The 25,222-nt window shown below is 64.4% G+C and carries 25 protein-coding genes and 2 tRNA genes; 5 read left to right on the top strand and 22 right to left on the bottom strand.

The genetic code is table 11. From position 1 onward, the window contains the following. Positions 1–185: 185 nt before the first annotated feature. The 4 genes from bamC to LGN19_RS38405 form a co-directional block, all read right to left on the bottom strand. Positions 186–1,394: an outer membrane protein assembly factor BamC gene (gene bamC, locus LGN19_RS38420; RefSeq protein ID WP_122945155.1), complete on the bottom strand. Its 1,209-nt coding sequence runs from the start codon at positions 1,392–1,394 to the stop codon at positions 186–188. 141 nt (positions 1,395–1,535) lie between these two features. After that, positions 1,536–1,612, bottom strand: a tRNA-Pro gene (locus tag LGN19_RS38415). 157 nt (positions 1,613–1,769) lie between these two features. Further along, positions 1,770–2,483 carry a class I SAM-dependent methyltransferase gene (locus LGN19_RS38410; RefSeq protein WP_226220114.1) on the bottom strand — a complete coding sequence of 238 codons (714 nt, stop codon included), beginning with the start codon at positions 2,481–2,483 and terminating at the stop codon, positions 1,770–1,772. Between the two features lie 126 nt (positions 2,484–2,609). After that, a complete protein-coding gene (locus LGN19_RS38405) occupies positions 2,610–2,774 on the bottom strand; it encodes a hypothetical protein (protein WP_226220113.1) in 165 nt (54 codons plus the stop codon). A 44-nt stretch (positions 2,775–2,818) separates the two neighbouring features. On the opposite strand from LGN19_RS38405, the gene LGN19_RS38400 reads away from it, so the two are divergent. Then, positions 2,819–3,697: a tyrosine-protein phosphatase gene (locus tag LGN19_RS38400; RefSeq protein WP_226220112.1), complete on the top strand. Its 879-nt coding sequence runs from the start codon at positions 2,819–2,821 to the stop codon at positions 3,695–3,697. A 345-nt stretch (positions 3,698–4,042) separates the two neighbouring features. After that, positions 4,043–6,253 carry a hypothetical protein gene (locus LGN19_RS38395; protein WP_226220111.1) on the top strand — a complete coding sequence of 737 codons (2,211 nt, stop codon included), beginning with the start codon at positions 4,043–4,045 and terminating at the stop codon, positions 6,251–6,253. Positions 6,254–6,336: 83 nt separating this feature from the next. Here LGN19_RS38395 and LGN19_RS38390 read toward each other — a convergent pair whose 3' ends face one another. From LGN19_RS38390 to LGN19_RS38325, 14 genes are all read right to left on the bottom strand, one after another. Continuing rightward, positions 6,337–6,750, bottom strand: a complete 414-nt coding sequence (locus LGN19_RS38390; protein ID WP_226220110.1) for a MerR family transcriptional regulator — start codon at positions 6,748–6,750, stop codon at positions 6,337–6,339. Positions 6,751–6,811: 61 nt separating this feature from the next. Beyond that, positions 6,812–7,198: an integration host factor subunit alpha gene (locus tag LGN19_RS38385; protein WP_006486093.1), complete on the bottom strand. Its 387-nt coding sequence runs from the start codon at positions 7,196–7,198 to the stop codon at positions 6,812–6,814. 72 nt (positions 7,199–7,270) lie between these two features. Continuing rightward, the gene (pheT, locus tag LGN19_RS38380; RefSeq protein WP_226220109.1) at positions 7,271–9,700 is read right to left on the bottom strand and encodes a phenylalanine--tRNA ligase subunit beta; all 2,430 of its coding nucleotides are present in this window, start codon (positions 9,698–9,700) and stop codon (positions 7,271–7,273) included. Between the two features lie 96 nt (positions 9,701–9,796). Next, positions 9,797–10,810 (bottom strand): phenylalanine--tRNA ligase subunit alpha, encoded by a 1,014-nt coding sequence (gene pheS / locus LGN19_RS38375; protein ID WP_041492813.1) that lies wholly within the window; start codon positions 10,808–10,810, stop codon positions 9,797–9,799. A 148-nt stretch (positions 10,811–10,958) separates the two neighbouring features. Further along, positions 10,959–11,318, bottom strand: a complete 360-nt coding sequence (gene rplT / locus LGN19_RS38370) for a 50S ribosomal protein L20 (RefSeq protein ID WP_004192938.1) — start codon at positions 11,316–11,318, stop codon at positions 10,959–10,961. Between the two features lie 29 nt (positions 11,319–11,347). Next, positions 11,348–11,545 (bottom strand): 50S ribosomal protein L35, encoded by a 198-nt coding sequence (gene rpmI / locus LGN19_RS38365; RefSeq protein WP_004191477.1) that lies wholly within the window; start codon positions 11,543–11,545, stop codon positions 11,348–11,350. A gap of 188 nt (positions 11,546–11,733) precedes the next feature. Continuing rightward, positions 11,734–12,258 (bottom strand): translation initiation factor IF-3, encoded by a 525-nt coding sequence (gene infC / locus LGN19_RS38360; protein ID WP_122945150.1) that lies wholly within the window; start codon positions 12,256–12,258, stop codon positions 11,734–11,736. Between the two features lie 49 nt (positions 12,259–12,307). Then, positions 12,308–14,215, bottom strand: coding sequence for a threonine--tRNA ligase (thrS, locus tag LGN19_RS38355; protein WP_226220108.1), 1,908 nt, complete (start codon positions 14,213–14,215; stop codon positions 12,308–12,310). Between the two features lie 271 nt (positions 14,216–14,486). Further along, positions 14,487–14,563, bottom strand: a tRNA-Val gene (locus LGN19_RS38350). Positions 14,564–14,650: 87 nt separating this feature from the next. Beyond that, entirely contained in the window at positions 14,651–16,885 is a 2,235-nt protein-coding gene (locus tag LGN19_RS38345) for a RelA/SpoT family protein (RefSeq protein ID WP_226220107.1), read from the bottom strand. 44 nt (positions 16,886–16,929) lie between these two features. After that, positions 16,930–17,283, bottom strand: a complete 354-nt coding sequence (locus LGN19_RS38340; protein ID WP_226220106.1) for a RidA family protein — start codon at positions 17,281–17,283, stop codon at positions 16,930–16,932. Positions 17,284–17,363: 80 nt separating this feature from the next. Next, on the bottom strand, positions 17,364–18,260 hold the full coding sequence (locus LGN19_RS38335; RefSeq protein WP_226220105.1) for an alpha/beta fold hydrolase: 897 nt from the start codon (positions 18,258–18,260) through the stop codon (positions 17,364–17,366). Positions 18,261–18,435: 175 nt separating this feature from the next. Beyond that, on the bottom strand, positions 18,436–18,903 hold the full coding sequence (locus tag LGN19_RS38330) for a hypothetical protein (RefSeq protein ID WP_226220104.1): 468 nt from the start codon (positions 18,901–18,903) through the stop codon (positions 18,436–18,438). A gap of 65 nt (positions 18,904–18,968) precedes the next feature. Next, a complete protein-coding gene (locus LGN19_RS38325; RefSeq protein ID WP_226220103.1) occupies positions 18,969–19,853 on the bottom strand; it encodes an EamA family transporter in 885 nt (294 codons plus the stop codon). Positions 19,854–19,945: 92 nt separating this feature from the next. Here LGN19_RS38325 and LGN19_RS38320 point away from each other — a divergent pair, with 92 nt between their 5' ends. Continuing rightward, on the top strand, positions 19,946–20,890 hold the full coding sequence (locus LGN19_RS38320; RefSeq protein WP_226220102.1) for a LysR family transcriptional regulator: 945 nt from the start codon (positions 19,946–19,948) through the stop codon (positions 20,888–20,890). Positions 20,891–20,992: 102 nt separating this feature from the next. Here the strand turns inward: LGN19_RS38320 and LGN19_RS38315 are convergent, their stop codons facing one another. Together LGN19_RS38315 and LGN19_RS38310 are read right to left on the bottom strand one after the other, a co-directional pair. Then, positions 20,993–21,634: a CoA transferase subunit B gene (locus LGN19_RS38315; RefSeq protein ID WP_039371406.1), complete on the bottom strand. Its 642-nt coding sequence runs from the start codon at positions 21,632–21,634 to the stop codon at positions 20,993–20,995. Between the two features lies 1 nt (position 21,635). Next, on the bottom strand, positions 21,636–22,340 hold the full coding sequence (locus LGN19_RS38310) for a CoA transferase subunit A (RefSeq protein WP_122945141.1): 705 nt from the start codon (positions 22,338–22,340) through the stop codon (positions 21,636–21,638). A 224-nt stretch (positions 22,341–22,564) separates the two neighbouring features. Between LGN19_RS38310 and LGN19_RS38305 the strand changes: the two genes are divergently transcribed. Beyond that, positions 22,565–23,110: a LuxR C-terminal-related transcriptional regulator gene (locus LGN19_RS38305; RefSeq protein ID WP_226220101.1), complete on the top strand. Its 546-nt coding sequence runs from the start codon at positions 22,565–22,567 to the stop codon at positions 23,108–23,110. Between the two features lie 104 nt (positions 23,111–23,214). On the opposite strand, the gene LGN19_RS38300 is transcribed toward LGN19_RS38305, so the two are convergent. Both LGN19_RS38300 and LGN19_RS38295 read right to left on the bottom strand, forming a co-directional pair. Next, positions 23,215–23,646 (bottom strand): acyl-CoA thioesterase, encoded by a 432-nt coding sequence (locus LGN19_RS38300; protein WP_043182542.1) that lies wholly within the window; start codon positions 23,644–23,646, stop codon positions 23,215–23,217. A gap of 32 nt (positions 23,647–23,678) precedes the next feature. After that, positions 23,679–24,461 (bottom strand): SDR family oxidoreductase, encoded by a 783-nt coding sequence (locus LGN19_RS38295; RefSeq protein ID WP_011351770.1) that lies wholly within the window; start codon positions 24,459–24,461, stop codon positions 23,679–23,681. Positions 24,462–24,639: 178 nt separating this feature from the next. Between LGN19_RS38295 and LGN19_RS38290 the strand changes: the two genes are divergently transcribed. Then, on the top strand, positions 24,640–25,222 hold a 583-nt coding region (locus tag LGN19_RS38290; protein WP_226220100.1), incomplete at its 3' end, for an NAD(P)/FAD-dependent oxidoreductase.

The raw sequence follows: 25,222 nt of genomic DNA, 5'->3' as shown, positions 1-25,222 counted from the left end.
GACTTGCACCACCACCGACAGCTTAAAAGCCAGGCTGTAGTCCCGCTGCGTCCGCTTGATCCCTTGCTCCATCTGGCACCTCCTCGCCTCGGCGAAAAAGTGTCAACCTATTTCAGGATGGGTCACAGCCATGAAAAAAGCCCGCCATGTGGCGGGCTTTTCACGGGTGCGGAGAAATGTCGAAATCAGCGAAGCTGATTCACGAGCAGCCCCATGATCTGACGAGCCGGCGACGACGTGTCGATCGAACCCGAATCGTCGACGACCGCAACGCGCGTCTGGTCGTCCGTGAGCGCCTTCACGTTGACTCGGTACTGCTTCGCCTGCTTTTCCTTCTTGCCGTGGAACAGCTGACTCCAGAAGCCCTGCTCGGCCGAAGTCAGATCCTTCGGATCGACATAGCGCACGAAATACAGGCCCTTCGTGCGATCGCGATCGTCGACCGTGAAGTTCGCACGATCGAGCGCGAGACCGACGTGCAGCCACGACCGGTCGTACGGCTCGCCGAGCGTGACTTCCGACGGCACGGCGGCGTCGGCCACATCGTTACCCTGCGCCGACGTGCGAGTGACGTTTTGTGCGGCAATCGCTGCAGCGGCCTTCGACGATGCGTCGGCGTCGGCCTTCTTGTCCTTCGGTACCGTGTTGTCCTTGATGTTTGCGATCGGCGGCTCGCCGTTCTTCGCACGCTGCTCGTTCTGTGCGAGCACGGCCATCAACCGCTTCAGGTATTCGGTCTCGAGCGCCGGATCGTTCGGCTTCGGTTCCCACTTGCTTGAATCGTTGTTCGCGCCCGTGATCGCTTCGCGCATGCCCTTCTGGCTGATGAACACGTAGGTGCCGCCATTCGGCGCCGAATCGAGACGCGTGCGGTACTTGTTACGCTCGGCCGTCACGTACGAGTTGCCCATCGCCTTCGAGATCACGCTGCGAATCAGGCCATCGTTGATCTGCGGATGGGTTTCGTTCCAGTCGGTTTCCATCACGCCCTTGTCGCGCTGGTCGACGACGAGCAGGAAGCCCTGCTCCTGCCAGAAGCGGCGGACCTGCGGCCAGACATCGGCCGGCAGCTTGCCGTCGATCACGAGCCAGCTCTCGGTGCCGTCGCGCTGGATATGCATGCCGGCCACGGCCGGAGCGACGGTGTCCAGCGCAGGCGCCGCCTGCTGGACCTGATGAAGCGCGGACAGGGAAGTCGCGCCGCCCTGGGGCGGCAGCGAACGCTGATCGGCCGTCTCGTCGAGCATGTTGGGCGGCACTGCGAGCGACGCTTCCTTCGATTTCGAATCGCTCTTGTAGTCCACTTTCGTGGGCGACGACGTACCGCAACCGGCGACGAGCGCGCCGGTGGCGAGCACTGCAGCGAACCGCATGGTAAGACGAAGATCAGTCATGTTCGGGGAATCCTCTTCCGCTAAATCACGGCGCTTTCCGTGGATCAACCGTGCATTTTACCGGGGCTGCGCCGCGATGTGCAAAAAAGCGACCGGCAAGAAAAAACCCGCGCCAGCCTGAGCTGACGCGGGTTCTTTGTCTGGTCGGGGCGAGAGGATTTGAACCTCCGACCACCTGCACCCCATGCAGGTACGCTACCAGGCTGCGCTACGCCCCGAAAGAACGAAAGTATAACAGACGGTTTCCCGATTTAGAATCGGGTCGCATGCATTTTGTGAATGTTCTTGTGAATTTTTTGCGTGACGGCACCGATGCAAGCAACGGCGCGCATGGCATGGCGACTTGCGCACTGGCCGCACGGCCACGCATCCCGTTCACCGCTTGCGCGCGACACAGATGACCGTCAGGCCGGCGACGCGGTTGAAGCGGAACATCGGCAACTCGATCCGACAGATCGTCTTGAGCAGACCGTTGACGAACGGATGGTGACGGCGCAATTGCGACACCGGCTCGCGCGGATGCCGACGCGCCCGCTCGCCGAGCCGCAACGCTGCCGCAAGCGGAAACGTGAGACCGAAATAATAGGCACCGTGCTCGACGTCGAGCCCCGCGCGACGCACCACGTCCTCGAGACCGCCGAGCGTATATCGGCGCTTGTGCTCGAGAAAATCGTCATGGCCGCTCCAGAGGAACTGGAACGCAGGAACCGTGATCAGGAACCGGCTGCCCGAAGGCGCACCCTTTACGTATTGCACCAGCAGGCCGACATCGTCGTCTACATGCTCGAGCACGTCCATCAGCAACACGAGATCGGCATCGAAACGATCAACGGATCGCCGGAAGTGGATGGGCTTGCCAGCCGCCTCGCCGTCGGTATCGCCGGCGTAACTCGTATCGACACACCACGCCTCCGAGGCCTGCGTACGCTCGAGCAAGTGCTTCGAGAAGAAGCCGGAGCCTGCACCGACATCGAGTATCCGGCTCGCGCCCGGCGCACCCAGGAAGCGACGGATCGCACTCGCCTTCGACGCGTAGTACCAGTGATCGCCCACGCCCGCACCCAATACATCGACTTCCTTGAGATCCATGACGCTTCCCCGTGATGGCTACTGTGCTTTGGTCGATACAGCCACTGATGCCGATCTTACCTCGTCGCTGCCACCGCTCCTATCCGTCGACGATGCCCCGCCTGCGCCGGCAGCCCGCATTCCGCCCTAATCGAAAAGGACGATGGCTGGTTCGCCGCAAATCGCTACCGTGCGGTTACCCGGCGCGAGCTCGATGCGCACGGGCGAACCGTCCGACTGCATGCCGATCGATCCGGCCCGCCACGGCTTTGCCGCGTCGCGCGTGATACGGGAGGCGGCTTCGGTCACCACCGCGGTCGCGATCTCTTGTAACCGTCTCCGACACAGGGCATTGAATGCACCAGAAAAACGAAATTTCCCGTCGACATTTTCTCCGGCTGGGCGCCGGCACGCTAGGCATGGCACTGGGGAGCGCGCCGCTTCTGTCCGCATGCGGAGGCGACTCGATTTCGGTCGCGCCGGTCACGACACCGCGGCTGAGTTCGGCATCAAATTTTCGCGACACGGCCGGGCCGGACGGAACCGGCTACGCGACGACGAGCGGCGCGAAGATGAAGAAAGGCGTGATCTATCGGTCATCCGCGCTCGCGTTGTCCGCCGCGGACATCGCCACCGTCGGAACGCTCGGCATCAGGCAGGTCTGCGACCTGCGCACGCCCGCCGAGATCAAGACGCAACCGGATGTGCCGCTGGCCGGCGCCACTTGGCAAAACCTCAACGTACTCGGGGCTGCCAGCATCGATCCGATCCCGACCACCGGCGCCACCGCGACGGCATTCATGTTGAGCATGTACCGCGCATTCGTCACGTCGGACACCGCGCATGCCAGCTATCACGCGCTCTTCACAGGCTTCGCCGCCTCGGGCGAAAACCTGGTATTCCACTGCACGGCCGGCAAAGATCGCACCGGCTGGGCAACCGCCATCCTGCACACGATCCTCGGTGCCTCCGGGCAGACAATACTCGCCGACTACCTGCTGACCAACGTCTATAGTGCGTCGGAAATCGCCACCTCGGTCGCCCAGGCGCAAAAGGCCGGCGGACAAAATGCGGCAGACATGATGACTGCGCTGCAAGGTGCGCACGCCGACTATCTGCAGGCAGCATTCGATCAGGTCACCGCATCCTACGGCTCGATGACGTCGTATATCGCGAACGGCCTGCAACTCGACCAGGCGACGCAGAACGCAATCCGGCAGCACATGCTGGTTTGACCGACCGGCGAGCCGCTGTGGCGGGCCCGGATCGCACCCTCGCCTCGACCACAGCGACCGCCACGGCGCGTATCCGGCGAAACCCGCACCAGCCAAGGCCGAAGCGGGTTTGCCCGGCCGCTACAACAGCCGCCGCCGACGGCCCGCGCAAACCAAACGACCGTTTGATCCGACCGCCCGACCACCCCGAATCCTTTGTCCCGCAGCCCGCCGACCCGCCCTTCCCGGGCGCCCGTTGTTTGGTAACGCCGCTCTAGCACGCTATGCCACACTGCACGGCATCGACGCTCGCGCCGTGCAGTGGTGCGCGCCGCCGTCGATCACGACAAGACATGGAGACAGACGATGCGGAATGCGGTCCGGCGCGGCCATCGCTCGCCTTTGGCAATTTTCGACTGGATTTCCGGCCCGCAGCGCGCGGGCCGCCCCATCTCGCCCAAGCCATCCCGCGTGCTCGGCTGCGGCGTGCTGGCGCTCGCGCTGCTGTGTGCCGGTTGCGCGGAATCGTCCGCGCAGCGTGACGGCAGCACGTCAGTTGCGTCGACGAAGATCGAGCGCACCAAAGCCGAACGCCTCGCCCGCGAACAGCAGATCGCGCGCGCCGTGCCGTCGGTCGCGTCGCTTAGCCTCACGCAACCGCGCCCGTTCACGCTGCGCGACTCGGGCCAGAACGGTGCGATGACGTTCCTTCGCGACGTCGATTTCCGCATCGTCAACAATCTCGGCTTCTTCATCCATCAGTTGTCGGCCACGCTCGTGCCGACGCAGGCCGGTGCGCCGATCGTGTTCGACGATCCGACCAGTTTCGAGATCGACGTGCATGAAGGCACGGTCACGCTCGACAACGCGAAGCTGACCGCCCTCTTCAACACCTACATCTTCGGCTACCGCAACGCGCCGTTGCGCAAGCTCGCCGTGTCGGCCGGCGACGGCGTGATTCACCTGCAAGGCGAGATGCAGCGCGACGGCTGGGTGCCGTTCTCGCTGACCGGCACGCTCGCGATCCGCGACGGCAGCCAGCTCGTGTTCCATCCGACGGGTGTACGCGTCTCGGGCATCAACGCGCAGCCGGTGATGCGCGCGGCCAACGTGAAGATGGCCGATCTGCTGAAAGTCCAGACGCCAATCGCGCAACTCGCCGGCGACGATCTCGTGATGGCGGTCGACAAGCTGATGCCGCCGCCGCGCCTGAAGCTCACGATCACCGCGCTGCGCGTGACGCCGGCCGGCCTCGACCTGAAGCTCGACGACGGCACGCATGCCGGCTTCGCGATGCCCGCGAACGCACCGCAGCAAGCGATGTACATTCGCGGCGGCGACGTGAAGTTTATGCGCTCGATGCCGATGAATGCAGACATCCTGATCGGCCCGGTCGATTCCACGAAGCGCGACCAGACTTTCGTGTTCGACCTGTATCACTATCGCGACCAGGTCTCGGCCGGCTACTTCAATTTCGACGAAAGCGGTGCGATGGCGATCCGGATGCCTTCGTACACAGGCCCGGCCAGCGGCGCGCTGCTCGGCAACGCGGCCGCGCGCCTGAACGACAGCTTCCTCGCCGTGCAGCAGAATGCGCTGAGCAACATGCGCCAGCACTGGGAAGCCTACGCACGCGCGGCGAACCCCGCTCAACCCGGCATGCAGAAGGTCGCGATGCGAAGCACGTCGACCACGCCGTTCAACGAACGGCACGTGTCGAACCGCAACCCGACGATCCATCTGCGCAACGTCGACTTCAACCTGTCCGGCGATATCGGCTTTCACGTCGAGGATCTCGACGTGGAACTCGTATCGAAGCGGCCCGGCGAACCCGTCGATCTCGACGATCCGAACCAGTACGACATCCGGATTCTCGGCGGCACGGTCGTCGAGTCGTGGAAGGCGATGTCCGCGCTCTTCAACAACTATCTGCTCGACTACTCGCCGCGTTCGCTGAACGACCTGCAACTGAGCGCGGACGGTACGAACCTGCGCGTCCAGGGCGGCATCAAGCTGTGGAACCATGTGCCGGGCGTCTGGCTGCCGACCGACATGAAGGGCTCGCTGTCCGTGCTCGACGACCGGCACCTCGCGTTCAAACCGTCCCAGGTATCGGTGCTCGGCATTCCGCAGGCGAAGCTGCTGCGTTCGCTCGGCATCGAGCTCGCTTCGCTGACGCCATTGCAGCGGCGCGGCGCGGAACTGCGCGGCGACATGCTCGTGCTCGACCAGTACACCGTGTTCCCGCCACCCGTGCTGAACGGCAAGCTCGGACAGGCGACGGTCGAGCGCGACGGGCTGCGCCTCACGTTCAGACATCTGGCGGGCACGCCTGCACCGCAGCGGCCGCAGATCGATGCGCCGAGCTACATGTGGATGGAAGGTGGCGACATGAAGATGTTCAACGTGCTCGAACTGAACGTTCGCGCGCTGATCCGGAATTCGGCCGAGGCCGGCCCGATGCGTTTCGATCTGTACGGCTACCGCAGCCAGGTTGCGCAAGGCTCGGTGCGGATGCTGCCGGACGGCACGCTGGTCGTCGACATGGGGCAAAGGAACCCGCTCGCATCGCGTTAATGCGCGTGGGCGACGCCCATGAAAAAGCCCGGTTGGCACATCGCCAACCGGGCTTCTTGTTTCATCTCGTTCGCGCTTCGCGCTCAGTCGTGCTTCAGTCCGTCGATCACATCGAGCAGCGCCTGCCGCAACGCAGTGACGTCGACGGTTGCGCCCGCCTTGCCCGACACGCGCGCATCGGCGGCCTGCACCTCGGGTTCGACAGGTGCCGCCGCACCTCGCTCGCTGCCCGGCGAATCGAGCCGGTTGCGCGCGCCGTTGATCGTGAAACCCTGCTCGTACAGCAACTCGCGAATCCGCCGGATCAGCAGCACTTCGTGATGCTGGTAATACCGACGATTGCCGCGCCGCTTCACCGGCCGCAGTTGAGTGAATTCCTGTTCCCAATAACGCAGCACATGCGGCTTGACCCCGCACAGTTCGCTGACTTCACCGATCGTGAAGTAGCGCTTCGCGGGAATCGGAGGCAAGACGACTTTCTCAACCGTAGTGGTCATCGTCGGTTAACCGTCGGTAAAGGGTGCGCAGCGGCCGCGCGGAGACGTCAGCGCGCGGGGCTTACTCCGCGCCGTTTTCGACCAGCGCCTTCAGCTTCTGGCTCGCGTGGAAGGTTACCACCCGGCGGGCCGCGATCGGAATTGCCTCGCCCGTCTTCGGATTACGGCCCGGACGCTGCGGCTTGTCGCGCAACTGGAAATTGCCGAACCCCGACAGCTTGACGCTTTCGCCGTTTTCGAGCGCGTCGCGGATCACTTCGAAAAACGCCTCGACCATGTCCTTCGCTTCACGCTTGTTCAGCCCGACGCTATCGAACAGCAGCTCCGCCAGTTCCGCCTTCGTCAGCGTGGGCGTCTCGGTGGACGCCGGCGCCGAAGCGTCGCGGTTCATGGCGCTGCGTTGCGCCGTCAGGAGGGCTTCGAATTCACTCGAGGTCATGTCGTTCATATCTGCCATACAGCGCGTTAAATCAAAACTTACGATCGGAAAAAGCCGCCCTCGAACGGGCGGACCTCCTCCTTAGCCGCGCAGGCGCGCACCAGCACGAGCCATCCGCTCGACCAGCGTCTGGATCGCCTGATCGACGACCTCATCCTGTAGCGTGCCAGCCGCGTCCTGCAGCGTCACGCGGAAGGCAAGGCTCTTCTCGTGCGCGGCAAGACCACCGGAAGTATTTGATTTTGCACGAAATTCGTCGAAGAGTACAACCTTCTGAACGAATCGGCAGGCCTCTTCGGCAAGCGCCTTCTTCATTTCGTCGAAAAGTGCCTGAACCTCGACCGCCTGATCGACGACCACGGCGATATCGCGACGAACCGGCGGGAATTTCGACACATCGGACGGCGTGGGCAACGCACGCGCAATCAGCGCGTCCGCATCGACCTCGAACATCACCGGCGCGTGCGGCAGCTCGTACTTCTGCATCAGGCGCGGGTGCAGTTCGCCGATCCAGCCGACCGCACGACCGTCGACTTCGATGCGCGCACTGCGGCCCGGATGGAGGGCCGGATGCTCTGCCTTCACGAACCGTGCAACGGCAGGTGCGAACAGCGCCTCGAGATCGCCCTTCACGTCGAAGAAATCGACCGCACGGGTCGCCACGCCCCACTGCTCGTCGAGCGCCGGACCGTAGGCAAGCGCACCGACACGCTTCGGCTGCACATAGCCCTCGACCGTCAGCTCACCGGCCTTCGCCGACGCATCGGTGAGGAACACGCGGCCGGCCTCGAACAGGCGCACGCGATCTGCACGGCGGTTCAGGTTGTGGCGCAGCACCGAAATCAGGCTGCCGAACAGCGTCGTGCGCATCACCGACAGCTGGCTCGCGATCGGGTTCAGCAAGCGGATCGGGTGGTCGTTGCCCGCGAAATCCTGCTCCCACTCCGCATCGACGAAGCTGAAGTTGACGGTTTCCGCGTAGTCGCGCGCGGCGAGCGCGTGACGGACGTCGTGGATCGAGCGCCGCGTTTCGTTGGTCGCGCGCATTTCGCTCGTCGCGACCGGCGGACGCGCCGGGATCTTCTCGAAGCCGTAGATGCGCGCCACTTCCTCGATCAGGTCTTCCTCGATCTCGATGTCGAAGCGATGCGACGGCGGCGTAACGAGGAACGCGTCGTCTTCACGCGCGAACGGCAGGCCGAGGCGCGTGAAGATGCTGGCGATCTCGTCCGCACCGATCTGCACGCCGATGATGCGGTTTGCGCGCGACACGCGCATCTTCACCGGCGCGCGTTGCGGCAGGTTCACGGACTGATCGTCGACCGGGCCGGCCTTGCCGCCGCAGATCTCGAGAATCAGTTGCGTGATGCGCTCGACGTGCTCGACGGTCGTCGCGTAATCGACGCCGCGCTCGAAGCGATGGGCCGCATCGGTCGAGAAGTTGTACTTGCGCGCACGGCCGCGGATGCTGTCCGGCCACCAGAATGCGGCTTCCAGATAGATGTTGGTCGTATCGAGCGTGACGGCCGTGCTGTCCCCACCCATGATGCCGGCCAGGCTTTCGACGTGGCGGTCGTCCGAAATCACGCCGACCGTTTCGTCGAGTTCGACGGTGTTGCCATTGAGCAGCTTCAGCGATTCGCCGCGCTTGCCCCAGCGCACCTCGATACCGCCGTGGATCTTGTCGAGATCGAACACGTGGGACGGGCGGCCGAGTTCGAACATCACGTAGTTCGAGATGTCGACGAGTGCCGACACGCTGCGCTGGCCGGAACGTTCGAGGCGCTCGACCATCCACAGCGGGGTTTTCGCATGCGCGTTCACGCCACGGATCACGCGACCCGAGAAGCGGCCGCACAGATCGGGCGCGGCAATGCGCACCGGCAGCGTTTCGTCGAGCTCGACGCGCACCGGGCGGATGTCGACCGGCGTCAGCGGCGCGCCGGTGATCGCGGCCGTCTCGCGGGCGATGCCGAACACGGACAGGCAATCGGCCTTGTTCGGCGTCAGCTTGATTTCGAAGATCGTGTCGTCGAGATTGAGCGTCTCGCGGATGTCCTGGCCGACCGGCGTGTCTTCCGGCAGCACCAGCAGGCCGCTGTGATCCTCGGACAGCTTCAGTTCACGCGCCGAGCACAGCATCCCCTGGCTCTCGACGCCGCGCAGCTTCGACAGCTTGATCGCAAACGGCTTGCCGCCCTCTTCTGCCGGCGGCAGTTCCGCGCCGACCAGCGCGACCGGTACCTTGATGCCGGGCGCGACGTTCGGGGCGCCGCAGACGATATTCAGCGTCGCGCCGGTGCCGGCGTCGACCTGGCAGACATTGAGCTTGTCCGCATCCGGATGCTTGACGACTTCGAGCACGCGGCCGACGACGATCTTCGACGTCGGCGGCGCAGCCTTGCTCAGCGATTCGACTTCGAGCCCCGCCATCGTCAGCGAGTGCGACAGTTCGTCGGTCGTCAGCTGCGGGTCGACAAAGGTTCTCAACCAGGATTCAGGGAATTGCATGGATGTCTACGTTCGAAACAGGTTAGATCGACGCCCGGGCCCCATCGGATCGTCCGTCGGGGCGTGCACGGGCACAGGTCGGCGCGGCGCGCGGCGTTACGCGAACTGGCGCAGGAAACGCAGGTCGTTCTCGAAGAACAGCCGGAGATCCTGGACGCCGTAGCGCAGCATCGTCAGGCGCTCGAGGCCGCTGCCGAACGCGAAGCCGATGTAGCGCTCGGGATCGAGGCCCATGTTGCGAATCACGGTCGGATGCACCTGCCCCGAACCGGAGATTTCGAGCCACTTGCCGGCGTTCTTGCCTTGCTCGAACATCATGTCGATCTCGGCCGACGGTTCCGTGAACGGGAAATACGACGGACGGAAGCGCACGAGGATGTCGTCGCGCTCGAAGAATTTTTTCAGGAAGTCGGTATAGACGCCCTTGAGGTCGGCGAAGCTGATGTTTTCGTCGATCCACAGCCCCTCGACCTGATTGAACATCGGCGAGTGGGTCGCATCGCTGTCGACGCGATACGTGCGGCCCGGCGCGATCACCTTGATCGGCGGACGGTTCATGCGCGCGTAACGCACCTGCATCGGGCTCGTGTGCGTGCGCAGCAGCAGCTGGCGGCCGTCGGCATCCTTGCCTTCGACGTAGAAGGTGTCCTGCATCGAACGCGCCGGATGGTTCTCCGGGCTGTTCAGCGACGTGAAGTTGTACCAGTCGGTCTCGATTTCGGGGCCATCGGCCACATCGAAGCCGATCGAGCCGAAAATCTGTTCGACACGCTCCCACGTGCGCATCACGGGGTGCAGGCTGCCTGCACCGGCGCCACGGCCCGGCAACGTCACGTCGATCGCTTCGGCAGTGAGGCGCTGATTCAGCAGCGCGTCGGCCAGTGCCTGACGGCGCGCGGTCAGCGCGGCTTCAACCTGCTGCTTCACGACGTTGATGCGTGCGCCTTCGGTCTTGCGTGCTTCGGGATCGAGCTTGCCGAGGCCCTTCAGCAACTCGGTCAGCGCACCCGACTTGCCGAGAAATCGGGCTTTCTCGTTTTCGAGCGTGGTGATGTCGGCAGCCTGTTCAAAGGACTGCTGCGCGTCGGCGACAATCTGGTCCAGATCCATAGATCCCATCATTTCCAACGTCATTCGGTCTTGGTGAACGAAATCGCCCACCAAACAAAAAAGGGGCTCGGAAGAGCCCCGTTTTCGCTGCAGCGGCCGAGACTACCGGAACCTCGCTGCAACTAACCACGCAGTGCTAATTTCGCAATTAGGCTGCAACGGCGGCTTTCACCTGCTTGACGATCGCAGCAAAAGCAGCCTTGTCGAACACCGCCATGTCGGCCAGAACCTTACGGTCGAGTTCGATCGACGCCTTCTTCAGGCCGTTGATGAACACGCTGTAGGTCATGTCGTGCTGGCGAACTGCCGCGTTGATACGCGTGATCCACAGTGCGCGGAACACACGCTTCTTGTTGCGGCGATCGCGGTACGCGTACTGACCAGCGCGCATCACCGCCTGCTTGGCGATGCGGTAGACGTTATTGCGGCGGCCGCGATAACCCTTGGCCAGGTTGATGATCTTCTTGTGGCGGGCCCGTGCGGTTACCCCACGTTTGACTCGAGGCATGTTTCTCTCCTTAGAGTATCAGTTAGGGGTTACGCGAACGGCAGCATCGCGCGGACGGAGTTCAGATCGGAATCATGAACTGCCGTTGCGCCGCGCAGGTGACGCTTGTTCTTCGTGGTTTTCTTGGTCAGGATGTGACGCTTGAAGGCTTGACCGCGCTTGACGGTACCGCCCGGACGCACCACGAAGCGCTTTGCAGCACTCTTCTTGGTCTTCATCTTAGGCATGACGAACAACTCCAGTTTATTAGATGGCGATGGGTGTGCGGTTGGCTTGCGCCCTTGACCCGCCCTTCGAAACCCAGTCCACTTGTGTACGGCAACCACTTGCGCAGCCGCCGTCGTTGTTGGCGCGCCGCCCTGACCGGGCCACGCGCCGAACCACTGCGAACCTGCGCGCGAAGCGCGCGGGCCCGTTACTTCTTTTTCTTCGGCGAGAGCACCATGATCATCTGGCGCCCTTCCATCTTCGGCATCTGCTCGACCTGGCCGACTTCCTCAAGATCCGTGCGCAGACGCTCAAGCATCCGCATACCGATTTCCTGGTGAGCCATTTCGCGGCCGCGGAAACGCAACGTGATCTTCGTCTTGTCGCCTTCCTCGAGGAAGCGCACGAGGTTGCGGAGCTTGACGTTGTAATCACCGTCATCGGTACCCGGGCGGAATTTGACTTCCTTCACCTGGATGACCTTCTGTTTCAGCTTCGCTTCGTGCTGCTTCTTGGACTCCTGATACTTGAACTTGCCGTAGTCCATCAGGCGGCAGACCGGCGGAACCGCTTGCGGCGCGATTTCTACCAGATCGACATCCAGTTCTTCCGATTTACGGAACGCATCAATGAGTTTTACGATACCGAGCGGTTCGTTCTCGAGCCCGACCAGACGCACTTCCGGCGCAGTGATTTCACCGTTGATGCGATGCGACGACTTATCAGTAGCGATGTTACGTTTCCTCTAAAAATTAAAAAAACGAGCCGCGCTGCCAGGGCGGTTACTTGAACGAGCGCAGGTCTTCCTGCAGACGCTCAACGAAGGCTTCGACCGGCATCACGCCAAGATCGACGCCGCCACGGGCACGCACGGCTACCGTTTGCGCATCACGCTCCTTATCGCCCACAACGAGGAGATAAGGCACCTTTTCCAGCGTGTGCTCGCGTATTTTATAGCTAATCTTCTCGTTACGCAAATCGGCCGCCACTCTAACCCCTTGTTTTTGCAACGTTTGGGCCAGAGATTGTGCATATTCGGCCTGACTTTCGGCGATATTGAGCACAACTGCCTGGAACGGCGCGAGCCAGGCCGGCATCGCACCAGCGTGGTGCTCGATCAAAATACCCAGGAAACGCTCCATTGAACCGACGATCGCACGGTGCAACATCACCGGACGGCGACGGCTGCTGTCATCCGCGACATACTCGGCGCCGAGGCGCTCCGGCAGCACCATGTCGAGCTGCAGCGTGCCGCACTGCCACGAACGGCCGAGCGCATCCTTGATGTGGTACTCGATCTTCGGGCCGTAGAACGCGCCTTCGCCCGGCAGCTCTTCCCACGTGAGGCCGCAGGCCGTCAGCGCGTCGCGCAGACCTTGCTCGGCACGATCCCAGGTTTCGTCCGTACCCGCGCGCTGGTCGGGGCGCAGCGACAGCTTGATGTCGATATGCTCGAAGCCGAAATCCTTGTACACGCTCATCGCGAGCGTGTTGAACGCGATCGACTCGGAGATGAACTGCTCTTCCGTACAGAAGATGTGCGCATCGTCCTGCACGAAGCCGCGCACGCGCATCAGGCCGTGCAGCGCGCCCGACGCCTCGTTGCGGTGGCACGAACCGAATTCCGCGTAACGCAGCGGCAGGTCGCGGTACGAGCGCAGGCCGTGCTTGAACACCTGGACGTGGCCCGGGCAGTTCATCGGCTTGATCGCGTAGTCGCGCTTCTCCGACTCCGTCGTGAACATGTTCTCGCGGTAATTCTGCCAGTGGCCCGACGCTTCCCACAGCGAGCGGTCCATGATCATCGGCGTCTTGATCTCGAGGTAGCCGGCTTCGTTCACACGGCGGCGCATGTACTGCTCGACCTGCTGCCACAGCGCCCAGCCCTTCGGATGCCAGAACACCATGCCCGGCGACTCTTCCTGCATGTGGAACAGGTCGAGCTGCTTGCCGAGCTTGCGGTGGTCGCGCTTTTCCGCCTCCTCGAGCATGTGCAGGTACTGATCCTGGTCTTCCTTCTTCGTCCAGGCCGTGCCGTAGATGCGCTGCAACTGCTCGTTCTTCGAATCGCCGCGCCAGTAAGCGCCCGCGACCTTCATCAGCTTGAAGACCTTCATCTTGCCGGTGGACGGCACGTGCGGGCCGCGGCACAGATCGGTGAAGCCGCCATGCGAGTACAGCTTGATTTCGTCGCTTTGCGGAATCGATTCGATGATCTCGGCCTTGTACTTCTCGCCGATGCTGCGGAAGTAGCCCGCCGCTTCGTCGCGCGACACGACCCGGCGCGTCACGGGTTCGTCCTTCTTCACGAGCTCCTGCATGCGCTTTTCGATCTTTTCCAGATCTTCGGGCGTAAACGGACGGTTGTACGAGAAGTCGTAATAGAACCCGTTGTCGATCACCGGGCCGATCGTCACCTGCGCATCCGGATACAGATCCTTCACCGCATACGCGAGCAAGTGCGCGGTCGAGTGACGGATGATATCGAGGCCATCGGCATCCTTGTCCGTCACGATCGCAAGCGACGCGTCGCGGTCGATCACGGCCGACGTATCGACGAGCTCGCCATCGAGCTTGCCACCAAGCGCAGCCTTCGCAAGGCCGGGACCGATCGAGGCTGCAACCTCGGCAACTGTCACCGGATGCTCGTATTGTCGAACTGAGCCGTCAGGCAAGCGTATCGAAACCATAGCAATCTCCGTGATGCCGACAGTGGGCGGCAGACCAGGTACGCGATATAACAATCACGCGGGAAAATTTCGCGACAAAAAAAATGCGGCCCCGCTTTCGAGGGGCCGCATTCGATACTTCACTCAAACTGAAAGGGCGAAAGGGTTCCTCGACTAGCGTCGCTCCGAAAAGGTTTCGGTCAACGTTCGCGGTGTCATAACCGTATTCGCCTTGTTCGCGTTGAGTTATTTGCTGCATCGAACACCCGGAGACCGGGCATTCTCAATTCGTTGGTAGGCTCGATTGGACTCGAACCAACGACCCCCACCATGTCAAGGTGGTGCTCTAACCAGCTGAGCTACGAGCCTAGTGAAGCTAAGATTATATGGAGCCGTTACCCGCTTGGCAAGGATTTTTATGCGGTCGCAGCAAAATAACGGTGCTCGAACCCCACCTCACGCCTTCCGCCCGGCGCGCACGACACCCTGCACCTCGCCGAGCAGCGTGCACGCGCGCTGCACCTGCGCCGAATTCGACACCTCGACCGTGAACTGCATGAATGCCGCGTTGCGGCGGCTTTGCGTCTTCACGCCCACGACGTTCATCTTTTCGCGCGCGAACACTTCGGAGATGTCGCGCAGCAACCCTTGCCGGTCGCTCGCCTCGATCATCAGGTCGACCGGATAAACGGATGCACCGCGCCCGCCGAGCACGTCGGCCGACCAGGTCGTCTGCAGCACACGCTCCGGCGCGCGCTCGACCATCCGGCGGAACGTCGGGCAATCGGTGCGGTGGATCGACATCCCCTTGCCGCGCGTGACGAAACCACTGATCGGATCGGGCGGTGCCGGACGGCAGCAGCGCGCGAGCTGGGTCAGCAGCGCGTCGACGCCCACGACCAGCACGCCGGTCGACGCGCCGTGCGCCACGCTCGCGCCGCTGCTGCGCTTCTCGAAATCGGCAGGCGCCTCGGGCGCCGGTTCGGGAGGCGGTGCATCGGACAGCGCGTGCTCGACATTGCGCAGGCTGAACTCTTCCTTGCCGACGACCGAAAACAGCTCCTCGGGCGACTTGAAGCCGAGCTTCGCCGCGAGGTTGTCCAGGTTGACCGACGTCTTGCCCTCGCGTTGCAGCGTCTTTTCGACGAGCGCGCGGCCATGCGCGACATTCTCTTCCTGCTCGATCGAGTTGAACCACGCACGCACCTTCTGACGCGCGCGCGGGCTCTTCATATAGCCGAGCTGCAGGTTCAGCCAGTCGCGCGACGGCCCACCCTCCTTCACCGCGACGATCTCGACCGTCTGGCCGTTGGCAAGCGGCGTGTTGAGCGGCACCATCGCGCCGTCGACGCGCGCGCCTCGGCAGCGATGGCCGAGTTCGCTGTGCAGGTGGTACGCGAAGTCGACCGGCGTCGCGCCCTGCGGTAACGCGATCACGCGCGCCTGCGGCGTCAGCACGTAGATGTGGTCGTCGTCGAGCGACGTCTCGCGCAATTGCGCCCACGCCTTGTCGCCCGACTTTTCCGCGCCGTCCTCGACGTCATCCTTCCACGCGAGCAGCTGGCGCAGCCATGCGATCTTCTCGTCGTACTTGTCGCTCGCCGAGAACTGGCCGCCGTAGCCGCGCGCGCCCGCCTCCTTGTAGCGCCAGTGCGCGGCGACGCCATACTCGGCGAAGCGGTGCATCTCCTGCGTGCGGATCTGTACTTCGAACGCGCGGCCGTCGTCGCCGATCACGACCGTGTGCAACGACTTGTAGCCGTTCGGCTTCGGCCGCGAGATGTAGTCGTCGAATTCCTTCGGCACCGGCTGCCACAGGTGATGCACGATGCCGAGCACCGCGTAGCAATCCTTGATGTCCGGCACGATCACGCGAAACGCGCGCACGTCGTACAGCTCGGAGAAATCGAGCTCCTTGCCGCGCATCTTGCGCCAGATGCTGTAGATATGCTTCGGCCGGCCGCTCACGTCGGCCTGGATGTTCGCGTCCGCCAGTTCTTGCCGCAACCGGTCGATCGCCTGCGTGACGTACGCTTCGCGCTCGATGCGCTTCTCGTCGAGCAGCTTCGCGATCCGCTTGTAGGTGACGGGGTCCTCGAAGCGGAACGCGAGATCCTCGAGCTCCCACTTCAGTTGCCAGATACCGAGACGGTTCGCGAGCGGCGCGTAGATCTCGAGCGTCTCGCGCGCGACGTCGGGCGGCGGGTCGATCTTCGCGGCCGCGTAGTAGCGCAGCGACTGCAAGCGCGACGCGAGCCGGATCAGCACCACGCGGATGTCTTGCGCGAACGCAAGCAGCATCTTGCGCAGCGCCTCGATCTGCGTACGCCGCTCTTCCGCCGCGTCGCGCCCCGCATCGGGCACCGCGTTCTGCGCGGCACGCAGGCTGACGGTACCGAGCCGCAACAGCTTGCGCACGTCGGACACGAGCCGCGCCACCTCGTCGCCGAAACGCTCGGTGAGCTCGCGCTCGGGGTCGCTCAGATGCGGCGTCAGCACGAACAGCGCGGCCGCCTGCATCGCGTGCGGATCGACGTTCAGCGTGCGCATGATCGACGCCGTTCCCGCCGAGTGATCGGCGAGCAGTTCGCCCGACGACAGGCGCACGTCGCCGGCCCGCTCGCGCACGAACGCGAGCACGTCGTCGAACGACGGTGCCGCGACGGGGGAAGCGGAAACGGACTCGGTCATTGCTCGGCCTGGCGGAATGCGGTCATCGTCGGATTACGCTCAGCTCAGCTCCGCTGGGCGGCGACGACCACGATCTCGATGAGCAGCGCGGGATCCGCGAGCTTCGCCTCGACGGTGGCGCGCGGCGGCGTGTTGCCCTGCGCGACCCACGCATCCCACTCCGCATTCATTCCGCTGAAGTTCACCAGATCCGAGATGTAGATCTGCACCGACAGCAGATGTGCCTTGTCGCTGTTCGCTTCGGCGAGCAGGCGGTCGATGTGGCCGAGCACTTCGCGCGTCTGGCCCTGGATGTCCTGTGAGGTGTCTTCGGCGATCTGGCCGGCCAGATACACGGTACCGTTATGGATCGCGATTTCGGAGAGACGGGGCCCGACGTGGTGACGAATGACTGCCATGGAATGTTCCGGTCGTGAGTGGATGGAGATTCGGACGACGACACGGCCCGCGTGCCGCCGAACCGCATATTATGACGCGTTTATGCGCCGCCTTCGACGAAAAACCGCCGCGCAAGTGCAATCTGGCTGGCGTCGATGAACGCCGGCGCGTGGCCGGCCCCTGGAACCTCGGCGTGCGTCACATGCCGGCCGCGGCGCATCATGTCGGCCACCGTCTCGCGCGACAGCAGGTCGGACGCCTCGCCACGCACGACGAGCAGCGATGCGTTCGTCGTCTCGATCGCGTGCCACAGCGCGGCCTCGCCGAGCGCGGCCAACTCGGGCGTCGTCGCCTTGAACGGTTCGGCGATGCGCGGATCGTAGCGGATCGTCCAGTCGCCTTCGGGCAACTGACGCAGCAGCGGCGCGTTGATCTCGCGCCACTCGTCGCCGGTCAGCGCGCCGAACGGCAGCGACAGCGACGTCAGGTAGTCGATGCCCTCCTGCTCGGTCGCGAAGCGCGGCTGCACGCCGAGATACTCGCCAATGCGCGTGAGCGAATCGGGTTCGATGCGCGGGCCGACGTCGTTGACGATCATCCGGCGCACCGGCGTACCGGGCAGCCCCGCGAGCGCCATGCCGATCAGGCCGCCCATCGACGTGCCGAACCAGTCGACCGATTCGGCGCCGGTGCGCGCGATCAGCGTCACCATGTCGGCCACATATTGTGGAATCGCATAGAGCCGCGGATCGGCGAGCCAGTCGGAGCGACCGCGCCCGACGACGTCGGGGCACACGACGCGATACGTATCGGACAGCGCCGCGGCGAGCCGGTCGAAATCGCGCCCCGAGCGGGTCAGCCCGTGCACGCAGACCAGCACGCGCGGATTGGCGGGGTCACCCCATTCGGTATAGGCGACGTGGTGAAGGCCGGCCGCGCTCGCGCACTGCACGCGCCGCTGGCGGGGGATCGAGGAATTCACGGAAGAAATGGGCATCGGAGGCATCCTGTCGAACGGTGCGGTGCGACGCGATGACGTGCGCCGGCCCGGCCCGAAGGGTGGGCGGGGACGCAACCGATTGTAAACCCGTTCCGGATCACGAGTCGGTTCACCGCGCCCGCAAGCGTTCGAGTCGCACGCGGCACCGGCGAATCGGGCGTCGTACTTCATGCTAGGCCGCGTAGAAAGAAACCGGCGGGCGACGACACGCTGCTCCCCCGCGCCGCCCGCCGTGCCTCGCCCATGCCGTCGCGAACGGCGCTTCCGCCAAGCGGTCGCGCGGCCAGCCCCAACGGCTCGACACCGCGGTGTCGGCCGGCGTGTTACGGAAGCCGTGCAGCGTCGCACCGATCGCCCGCGCGATCTCGTCCTCCGTCGTGCCGCGATAGCGGAACCGCACGCGAGTCGCGTCGAAGACGTGATCGCGCTTCGGCGCGACGGCGTTGTACAACGCGGTCACGCCGGTCGGCAACTCGACCCCGACGAACCCGCGGCCGACTGGCTCGGGCAGCATCGGGCAGCCGCCGCGCTCGGGCGACGCCGACGTGACGCGTGCGGCATCCGCGCACGCACCGAAGCGCGCCGCATCGTCGTACAGATCGCGAAACTGACAGGAAAAAGATTGCGCGGCTGCAGGCACGGCGCCGCGAACACGCCGTCCTCGCGCCGGCTTGTTATGGCCAGAACGTCCTGGCTACTTCGTCTTCACTTCTGCACGACCGCGCCGACGCTCGCGCCGACCACGCACAGCGTGCCGGCAATCTGCAGCGCCCCCATCGGCTGGGCCAGCACGACGAAGCCGATCGCCGCCGCGATCGCGGGCTCGGCGCTCATCAGAATGCCGAATGCCGACGCGCTCATCCGCCGCAGCGCGATCAGTTCCAGCACATACGGGAACAGCGGGACCAGCACCGCCAGATACGCGGCATCGACCAGTTGCCCGGCCGGCAGATGGCCGCCGCTTTGCGCGAGCCCGAACGGTGTCGTCACGAGCGCGGCCACGATCAGCGACGTGGCGAGCCCCTGCAACCCGTCGAACAGCGTACCGACGCGCTTCATCAGCAGGATGTACGCGGCCCAGCCGAGCGCCGAGCCGACCGGAAAGATGAGCGCGGCCGGCGTTGCCACCCACATGCCGTCCTGCCGCGCGAGCAGCAGCACGCCCGTCAGCGCAAGCACCGGCCACACCAGCATCGCCGGCTTGCGCACGCCGAACGTGGCGACCGCCAGCGGCCCGAGGAAGTTGATCGCAACGGCCAGCCCGAGCGGCACGCGCCTGACTGCCGCGAAAAAGCACAGCGTCATCGCGGCCATCGCACCGCCGAGTGCGATCGCGGCAATCCAGCGCTGCCGGGAATACGTATGGAGCGGTGGCCGCACGACGATCGCCAGCGCGAGTGCGGCGAAGCAAAGCCGCAACCAGGTCGTGCTGATCGTGCCGTACTCGATCGTCGCCGGCCGCGACAGTGCGGCGCCAAGTTGCACGCTGCACATCGACGCAACGGCAAGCAACGGCGCGACCGCATGCGCAAACGACGGGGCCGCGCGCTCGGCGCCATTCGGTCGTGCGGTGCTCAATTCGTCGCCCATTCGGTCACTCCAGATCGTTGACACGACGATGCTAACCGCGGTCGCATGCTTGATATAAGCTGATAATTCTTATGCCCGCATCAGGAAAATTGATGATCCGCGATCTCGACAGCACGCTGCTGCGCACGTTCGTGACGGTGGTCGAAACAGGCAGCGTCAGCGATGCGGCAACCGCACTCCATCGCACACAGGCTGCCGTCAGCATGGCGCTGCGCCGACTCGAGGACGAAGTCGGCCAGCGCCTGCTCGAACGCTCGTCGCGTGGCGTGAAGCCGACGGCGGCCGGCAGCGTGCTGCTGCCCTATGCGCACCGCTTGCTCGACGTCGGGCTCGCCGCGCGCGCCGCGCTCAACGCCGGCGACATCTCGGGCACCGTTCGGCTCGGTATCCTCGAGGACATCGCCGTCGGCCATCTGCCGCATGCGTTGCGGCAGTTCGCGGCATCGTTTCCGCGCGTCGCGCTCGAGATCGTCGTCGATTCGAGCCCCTCGCTGTCGCAGCGGCTCGCGACCCATACGCTCGATTTCGTCATCGGCGACCCCGCACTGATCCGGGCCGAACCGCTCGCCACCTGGCGGCATCCGCTTCGCTGGTCCGCCGCGCGTGCGCAGAACGCGCTGCCGCACGACGAACCCTTGCCGATCGTCGCATTCGGCGGCACGTGCCCGTGGCAGGAGAAACTGTTCACGGCGCTGCGTGAAGCCGGCCTCGCGTGGCGCGTCGTCTGCACGAGCACGAGCCTGTCCGCCATCCAGTCGGCAGTCGAAGCCGGCCTCGGCGTCGCAGTGCTGCTCGACCGGAACGTGCGCGGCGACACGATGCGCGTGCTCGACCCGCAGGCCGCCGGGCTACCCACACCGCCTGCCGCGGACTTCGGCCTGTTCAGCCATGCGGATGCCGGCGACCGCACGTCGGCGGCCGCCACGCTGCAGCGCTTCCTGTTTCATGCGTTGCAGCTCGACTCGCCTGACGCTGACGCCGACGACGACACGCCGGCAACCGGGCGCAGCGTCGCCTCGTTGCGGGTCGCCGTCTGACACGTCCGCCGCAACCTCCGGAGAGCCGCTGCGGCGGCCCGGAAACGAAAACGCCCCGCATGCCTGCCGGCATGCGGGGCGAATCGCTTCGCGCCGAAAAACTCAGCCCACCGCGCTCACGTCGAGCGGCGCGCCCGTCTTCGCCTTGATCTCGTCGACGCTCACGCCATCGGCGAGTTCGAGGACCTTCAGGCCGTTCGGCGTCACTTCGATCACGCCGAGATCGGTGATGATCAGGTCGACTACGCCGACACCCGTCAACGGCAGGTTGCATTCCTCGAGGATCTTGTGCTGGTCGCCCTTCGCGACATGCTCCATCAGCACGACGACACGCTTCACGCCGGCGACGAGATCCATTGCGCCGCCCATCCCCTTGATCATCTTGCCGGGGATCATCCAGTTCGCGAGATCGCCCTGCTTGCTGACCTGCATCGCGCCGAGGATCGCGAGGTTGATGTGGCCGCCGCGGATCATCGCGAACGAATCGGCCGACGAGAAGATCGACGAGCCCGGCAGCGTCGTGACGGTCTGCTTGCCGGCGTTGATGAGATCGGCGTCGACTTCGTCCTCGGTCGGCGACGGGCCGATGCCGAGCAGCCCGTTCTCCGACTGCAGCCACACCTCGACGCCTTCCGGCACGTGGTTGGCGACGAGCGTCGGCAGGCCGATGCCGAGGTTCACGTAGAAGCCGTCCTGCAGTTCCTTCGCCGCGCGCGCAGCCATCTGGTCACGATTCCAGGCCATGTCAGTCTCCTTTCGCGCGTACGACGCGTTGTTCGATGCGTTTTTCAGGCGTCGCGTTCAGCACGATGCGCTGCACGAAAATCCCCGGCGTGTGGATGTGGTCCGGATCGAGCTCACCGTTCTCGACGATCTCCTCGACCTCGGCGACGGTGATCTTGCCGGCCATCGCACACATCGGGTTGAAGTTGCGCGCGGTGCGGCGAAAGACCAGATTGCCGGACTTGTCGGCCTTCCAGGCCTTCACGAGCGCGACATCAGCCGTCAGCGACGGCTCGAGCACGTAGTGGCGATCGCCGAACTGGCGCGTTTCCTTGCCTTCCGCGATCACGGTGCCGTAGCCGGTGTTCGTGAAGAACGCCGGGATGCCCGCACCGCCCGCGCGCAGCTTCTCGGCCAGCGTGCCCTGCGGCGTGAATTCGAGCTCGAGTTCGCCGGCCAGATACTGGCGCTCGAACTCCTTGTTCTCGCCGACGTACGACGAGATCATCTTCTTGATCTGGCGCGTTTCCAGCAACAGGCCGAGGCCGAAGCCGTCGACACCCGCGTTGTTGCTGATGCAGGTGATGCCCTTGACAGCCGTATCGCGCAATGCCGCGATCAGCGCCTCCGGAATCCCGCACAGGCCGAAGCCGCCCACCGCGAAGGTCTGTCCGTCGCGGACGATCCCTTCCAGCGCGGCAGCCGCGCTTGGATAGACTTTGTTCATCTGTTGTCCCTTCCTCTATGGAAACCAGCGAAACCGGTTCACGCGCCCACGTGGCTCGCAAGCCCGCCGCATCATTCTATGCATGCACGGCGATGCCTGCGTCGAGGCACGCTGTTTTTATGTCGCGGCCAACCGCCACGAGATGCCTGAAAGGGTACGATGCGGCGCGGATGCGGCACAATACGCAAAAATACATAAGCATTTGCCATCGCCTGCCCGCGTCCATGACCACCCTCGATTACCAGACCGCCTTCCACCTTGCACCGCTCGGCCTTGTCCTGTCGCGCGACCGCGTGATCGAGGACTGCAACGATGCGCTCGCGTCGATCTTTCGCTGCGCACGGGCCGACCTGATCGGGAAATCGTACGAGGTGCTGTACCCGTCGACGGACGAATTCCAGCGGATCGGCGAACGCATCGCGCGCGTGATGGCCGCGAACGGCATCTACTCGGATGACAGAATCATGAAGCGTGCGGACGGCGAGCTGTTCTGGTGCCACGTGACGGGCCGCGCGCTCGACCGCACCGCACCGCTCGCGGCGGGCGTGTGGACCTTCGAGGATTTGAGTGCGACGCGCCGGGTCGCCGTGGAACTGACCCCGCGCGAGCGCGAGATCGCCGCGCAGCTCGCGACCGGCAAGACCAGCAAGCAGATCGGGCGGGTGCTCGACATCAGCTCGCGCACGGTCGACATCTACCGCGCACGGCTGATGCGCAAGTACGGGACCAACAATACGCCGGAGCTGCTGCAGCGCCTGCTCGGGCAGTGAATGGCGGCTCCCCGATGACAATCGGCCGCGCATGGCGGCCGATTCGGGAAACAACGGGCATGGCGTGCTGCCGGCGCCCGGCGCCGGCCTCGCCGTATCGACGCTCAGCCGACCTTCGTCGCGAGCGCACGCTCGATCGTGTCGCGCAGCAACTGGGGCAGCGGCACCGACTTGCCGAGCGCGTAGTCAACCCACACGCAGCGCGCATTGCCGCGCGCATAGACGTGCTGCGGATCGTCGGCGCGCGTCAGCTCGAAACCCGTGTCGAAGCTGCTACGCCCGGGTTTCGCGGCCGACATCTTCGCGATCACGTCGCCCGGATAGTGCAGCTGCTTGAGAAACTCCATCGACGCCGTGACGATGACGGGCCCCTGCCCCTCGCCGTTGCCGCCGGCGATGCCGAGCTCCTCGAACCACGAGATCCGCGCCTGCTCCATGTAGCGGAAATAGACCGTGTTGTTCACATGGCCGAACGCGTCCATGTCGCCCCAGCGGATCGGCATCGACATCTCAAAAACGGGGGAATAATCGCTCATTGCAGTCTTCTTTGTTGCTGAATGTCATCCACTCAGGCGAGGCCGAAGCCGTCGTCGGCGGAGATAATCGAACCATTGATGAACTGCGACTCGTCGGCCGCGAGCAGCAACAACAGCCCGTCGAGATCCTGCGGCTTGCCGACGCGCCGGCGCGGCAGCATCGACTGCAGCTTCTGGCCCTGCTCGGTTTCCCACAGGTAATGATTGATTTCGGTATCGATATAGCCCGGACAGATCGCGTTGACGTTGATCCCGTGGCGCCCCCACTCGAGCGCCATCGCACGCGTCATCTGCACGACCGCGGCCTTGCTCATCGCGTACAGCCCGATCTGCGGGAACACGCGCAGCCCGGCCACCGATGCGATGTTGATGATCCGGCACGGCGGCTTGCCGTTGCCGCTTCCGTTCGCGCGCATGATCATTCGCTTCGCGACTTCCTGCGCGACGAAAAACGCGCCGCGCGTGTTGGTGTCGAATACGAACTCGAAATCGGCCGGCGTCACGTCGACGAGCTTCTGCATCGTCGAGACACCCGAGTTGTTCACGAGGATGTCGATCGTGCCGGCCTCCGTCTCCGCGTGCGCAACCGCCGCCTTGATGCTCTGGACATCGGTGACGTCGAGCGACACGACGTGGGCGGCGCCGCCCGCCGCCTCGATCTCGGCACGCAGTTCCTTCAGGCGCTCGACGCGACGGCTTGCGAGCACGACCTTCGCGCCGGCCTGCGACAGCACCTGCGCAAAGCGCTGCCCGAGGCCGCTCGACGCGCCCGTGACCAGCGCAACCTTGCCTTCCAGATTGATCGACCGACCCATTTGCACTTCCCCTTTCGATGTCGTTTCGCCGCCACGGACAGTACGGCCCGAACGGCATTACCCTAGCACGAAAATAGAACGATCGTGCTAATCTCGCTGCATGCTGTTGCGGCAAGCGTTTCGTTTCGCAGACAATACGCTCCCGAATAAAAGCATTCTAACGGTTAGAGGAACGCCCATGACCCCCGCAAGCCTCATCGAGCAATACGGCCCGCGCGAATCGATGGAATACGACGTCGTGATCGTCGGCGGCGGCCCCGCAGGGCTGTCGGCGGCGATCCGGCTCAAGCAGCTGGCCGCCGAGAAAGGCACCGAGATCGGCGTGTGCGTGCTCGAGAAGGGTTCCGAGATCGGCGCGCACATCCTGTCGGGCGCGGTGATGGATCCGCGCGCGATCAACGAACTGTTCCCCGACTGGAAGGAACGCGGCGCGCCGCTCGACGTCGAGGTGACGGAAGACCGCTTCCTGTTCCTGTCCGAGAAGAGCGCGGTCACCACGCCGAACTGGGCGCTGCCCGCCAACTTCCAGAACCACGGCAACTACGTGATTTCGCTGGGCAACGTCACGCGCTGGCTTGGCGCACAGGCCGAAGCGCTGGGCGTCGAGATCTTCCCGGGCTTCCCGGCCGCCGAAATCCTGTACAACGACGACGGCTCCGTGAAGGGCGTCGCGACCGGCAACATGGGTGTGGGCAAGGACGGCGAGCCGACCGAGAACTTCCAGCTCGGCATGGAGCTGCACGCGAAGTACACGCTGTTCG

Source organism: Burkholderia sp. AU30198 (genome assembly GCF_020419825.1).
GTDB lineage: Bacteria > Pseudomonadota > Gammaproteobacteria > Burkholderiales > Burkholderiaceae > Burkholderia.
The sequence above is the reverse complement of the archived record's forward strand: the minus strand, read 5'-3'. Positions and strand labels throughout refer to the sequence as shown.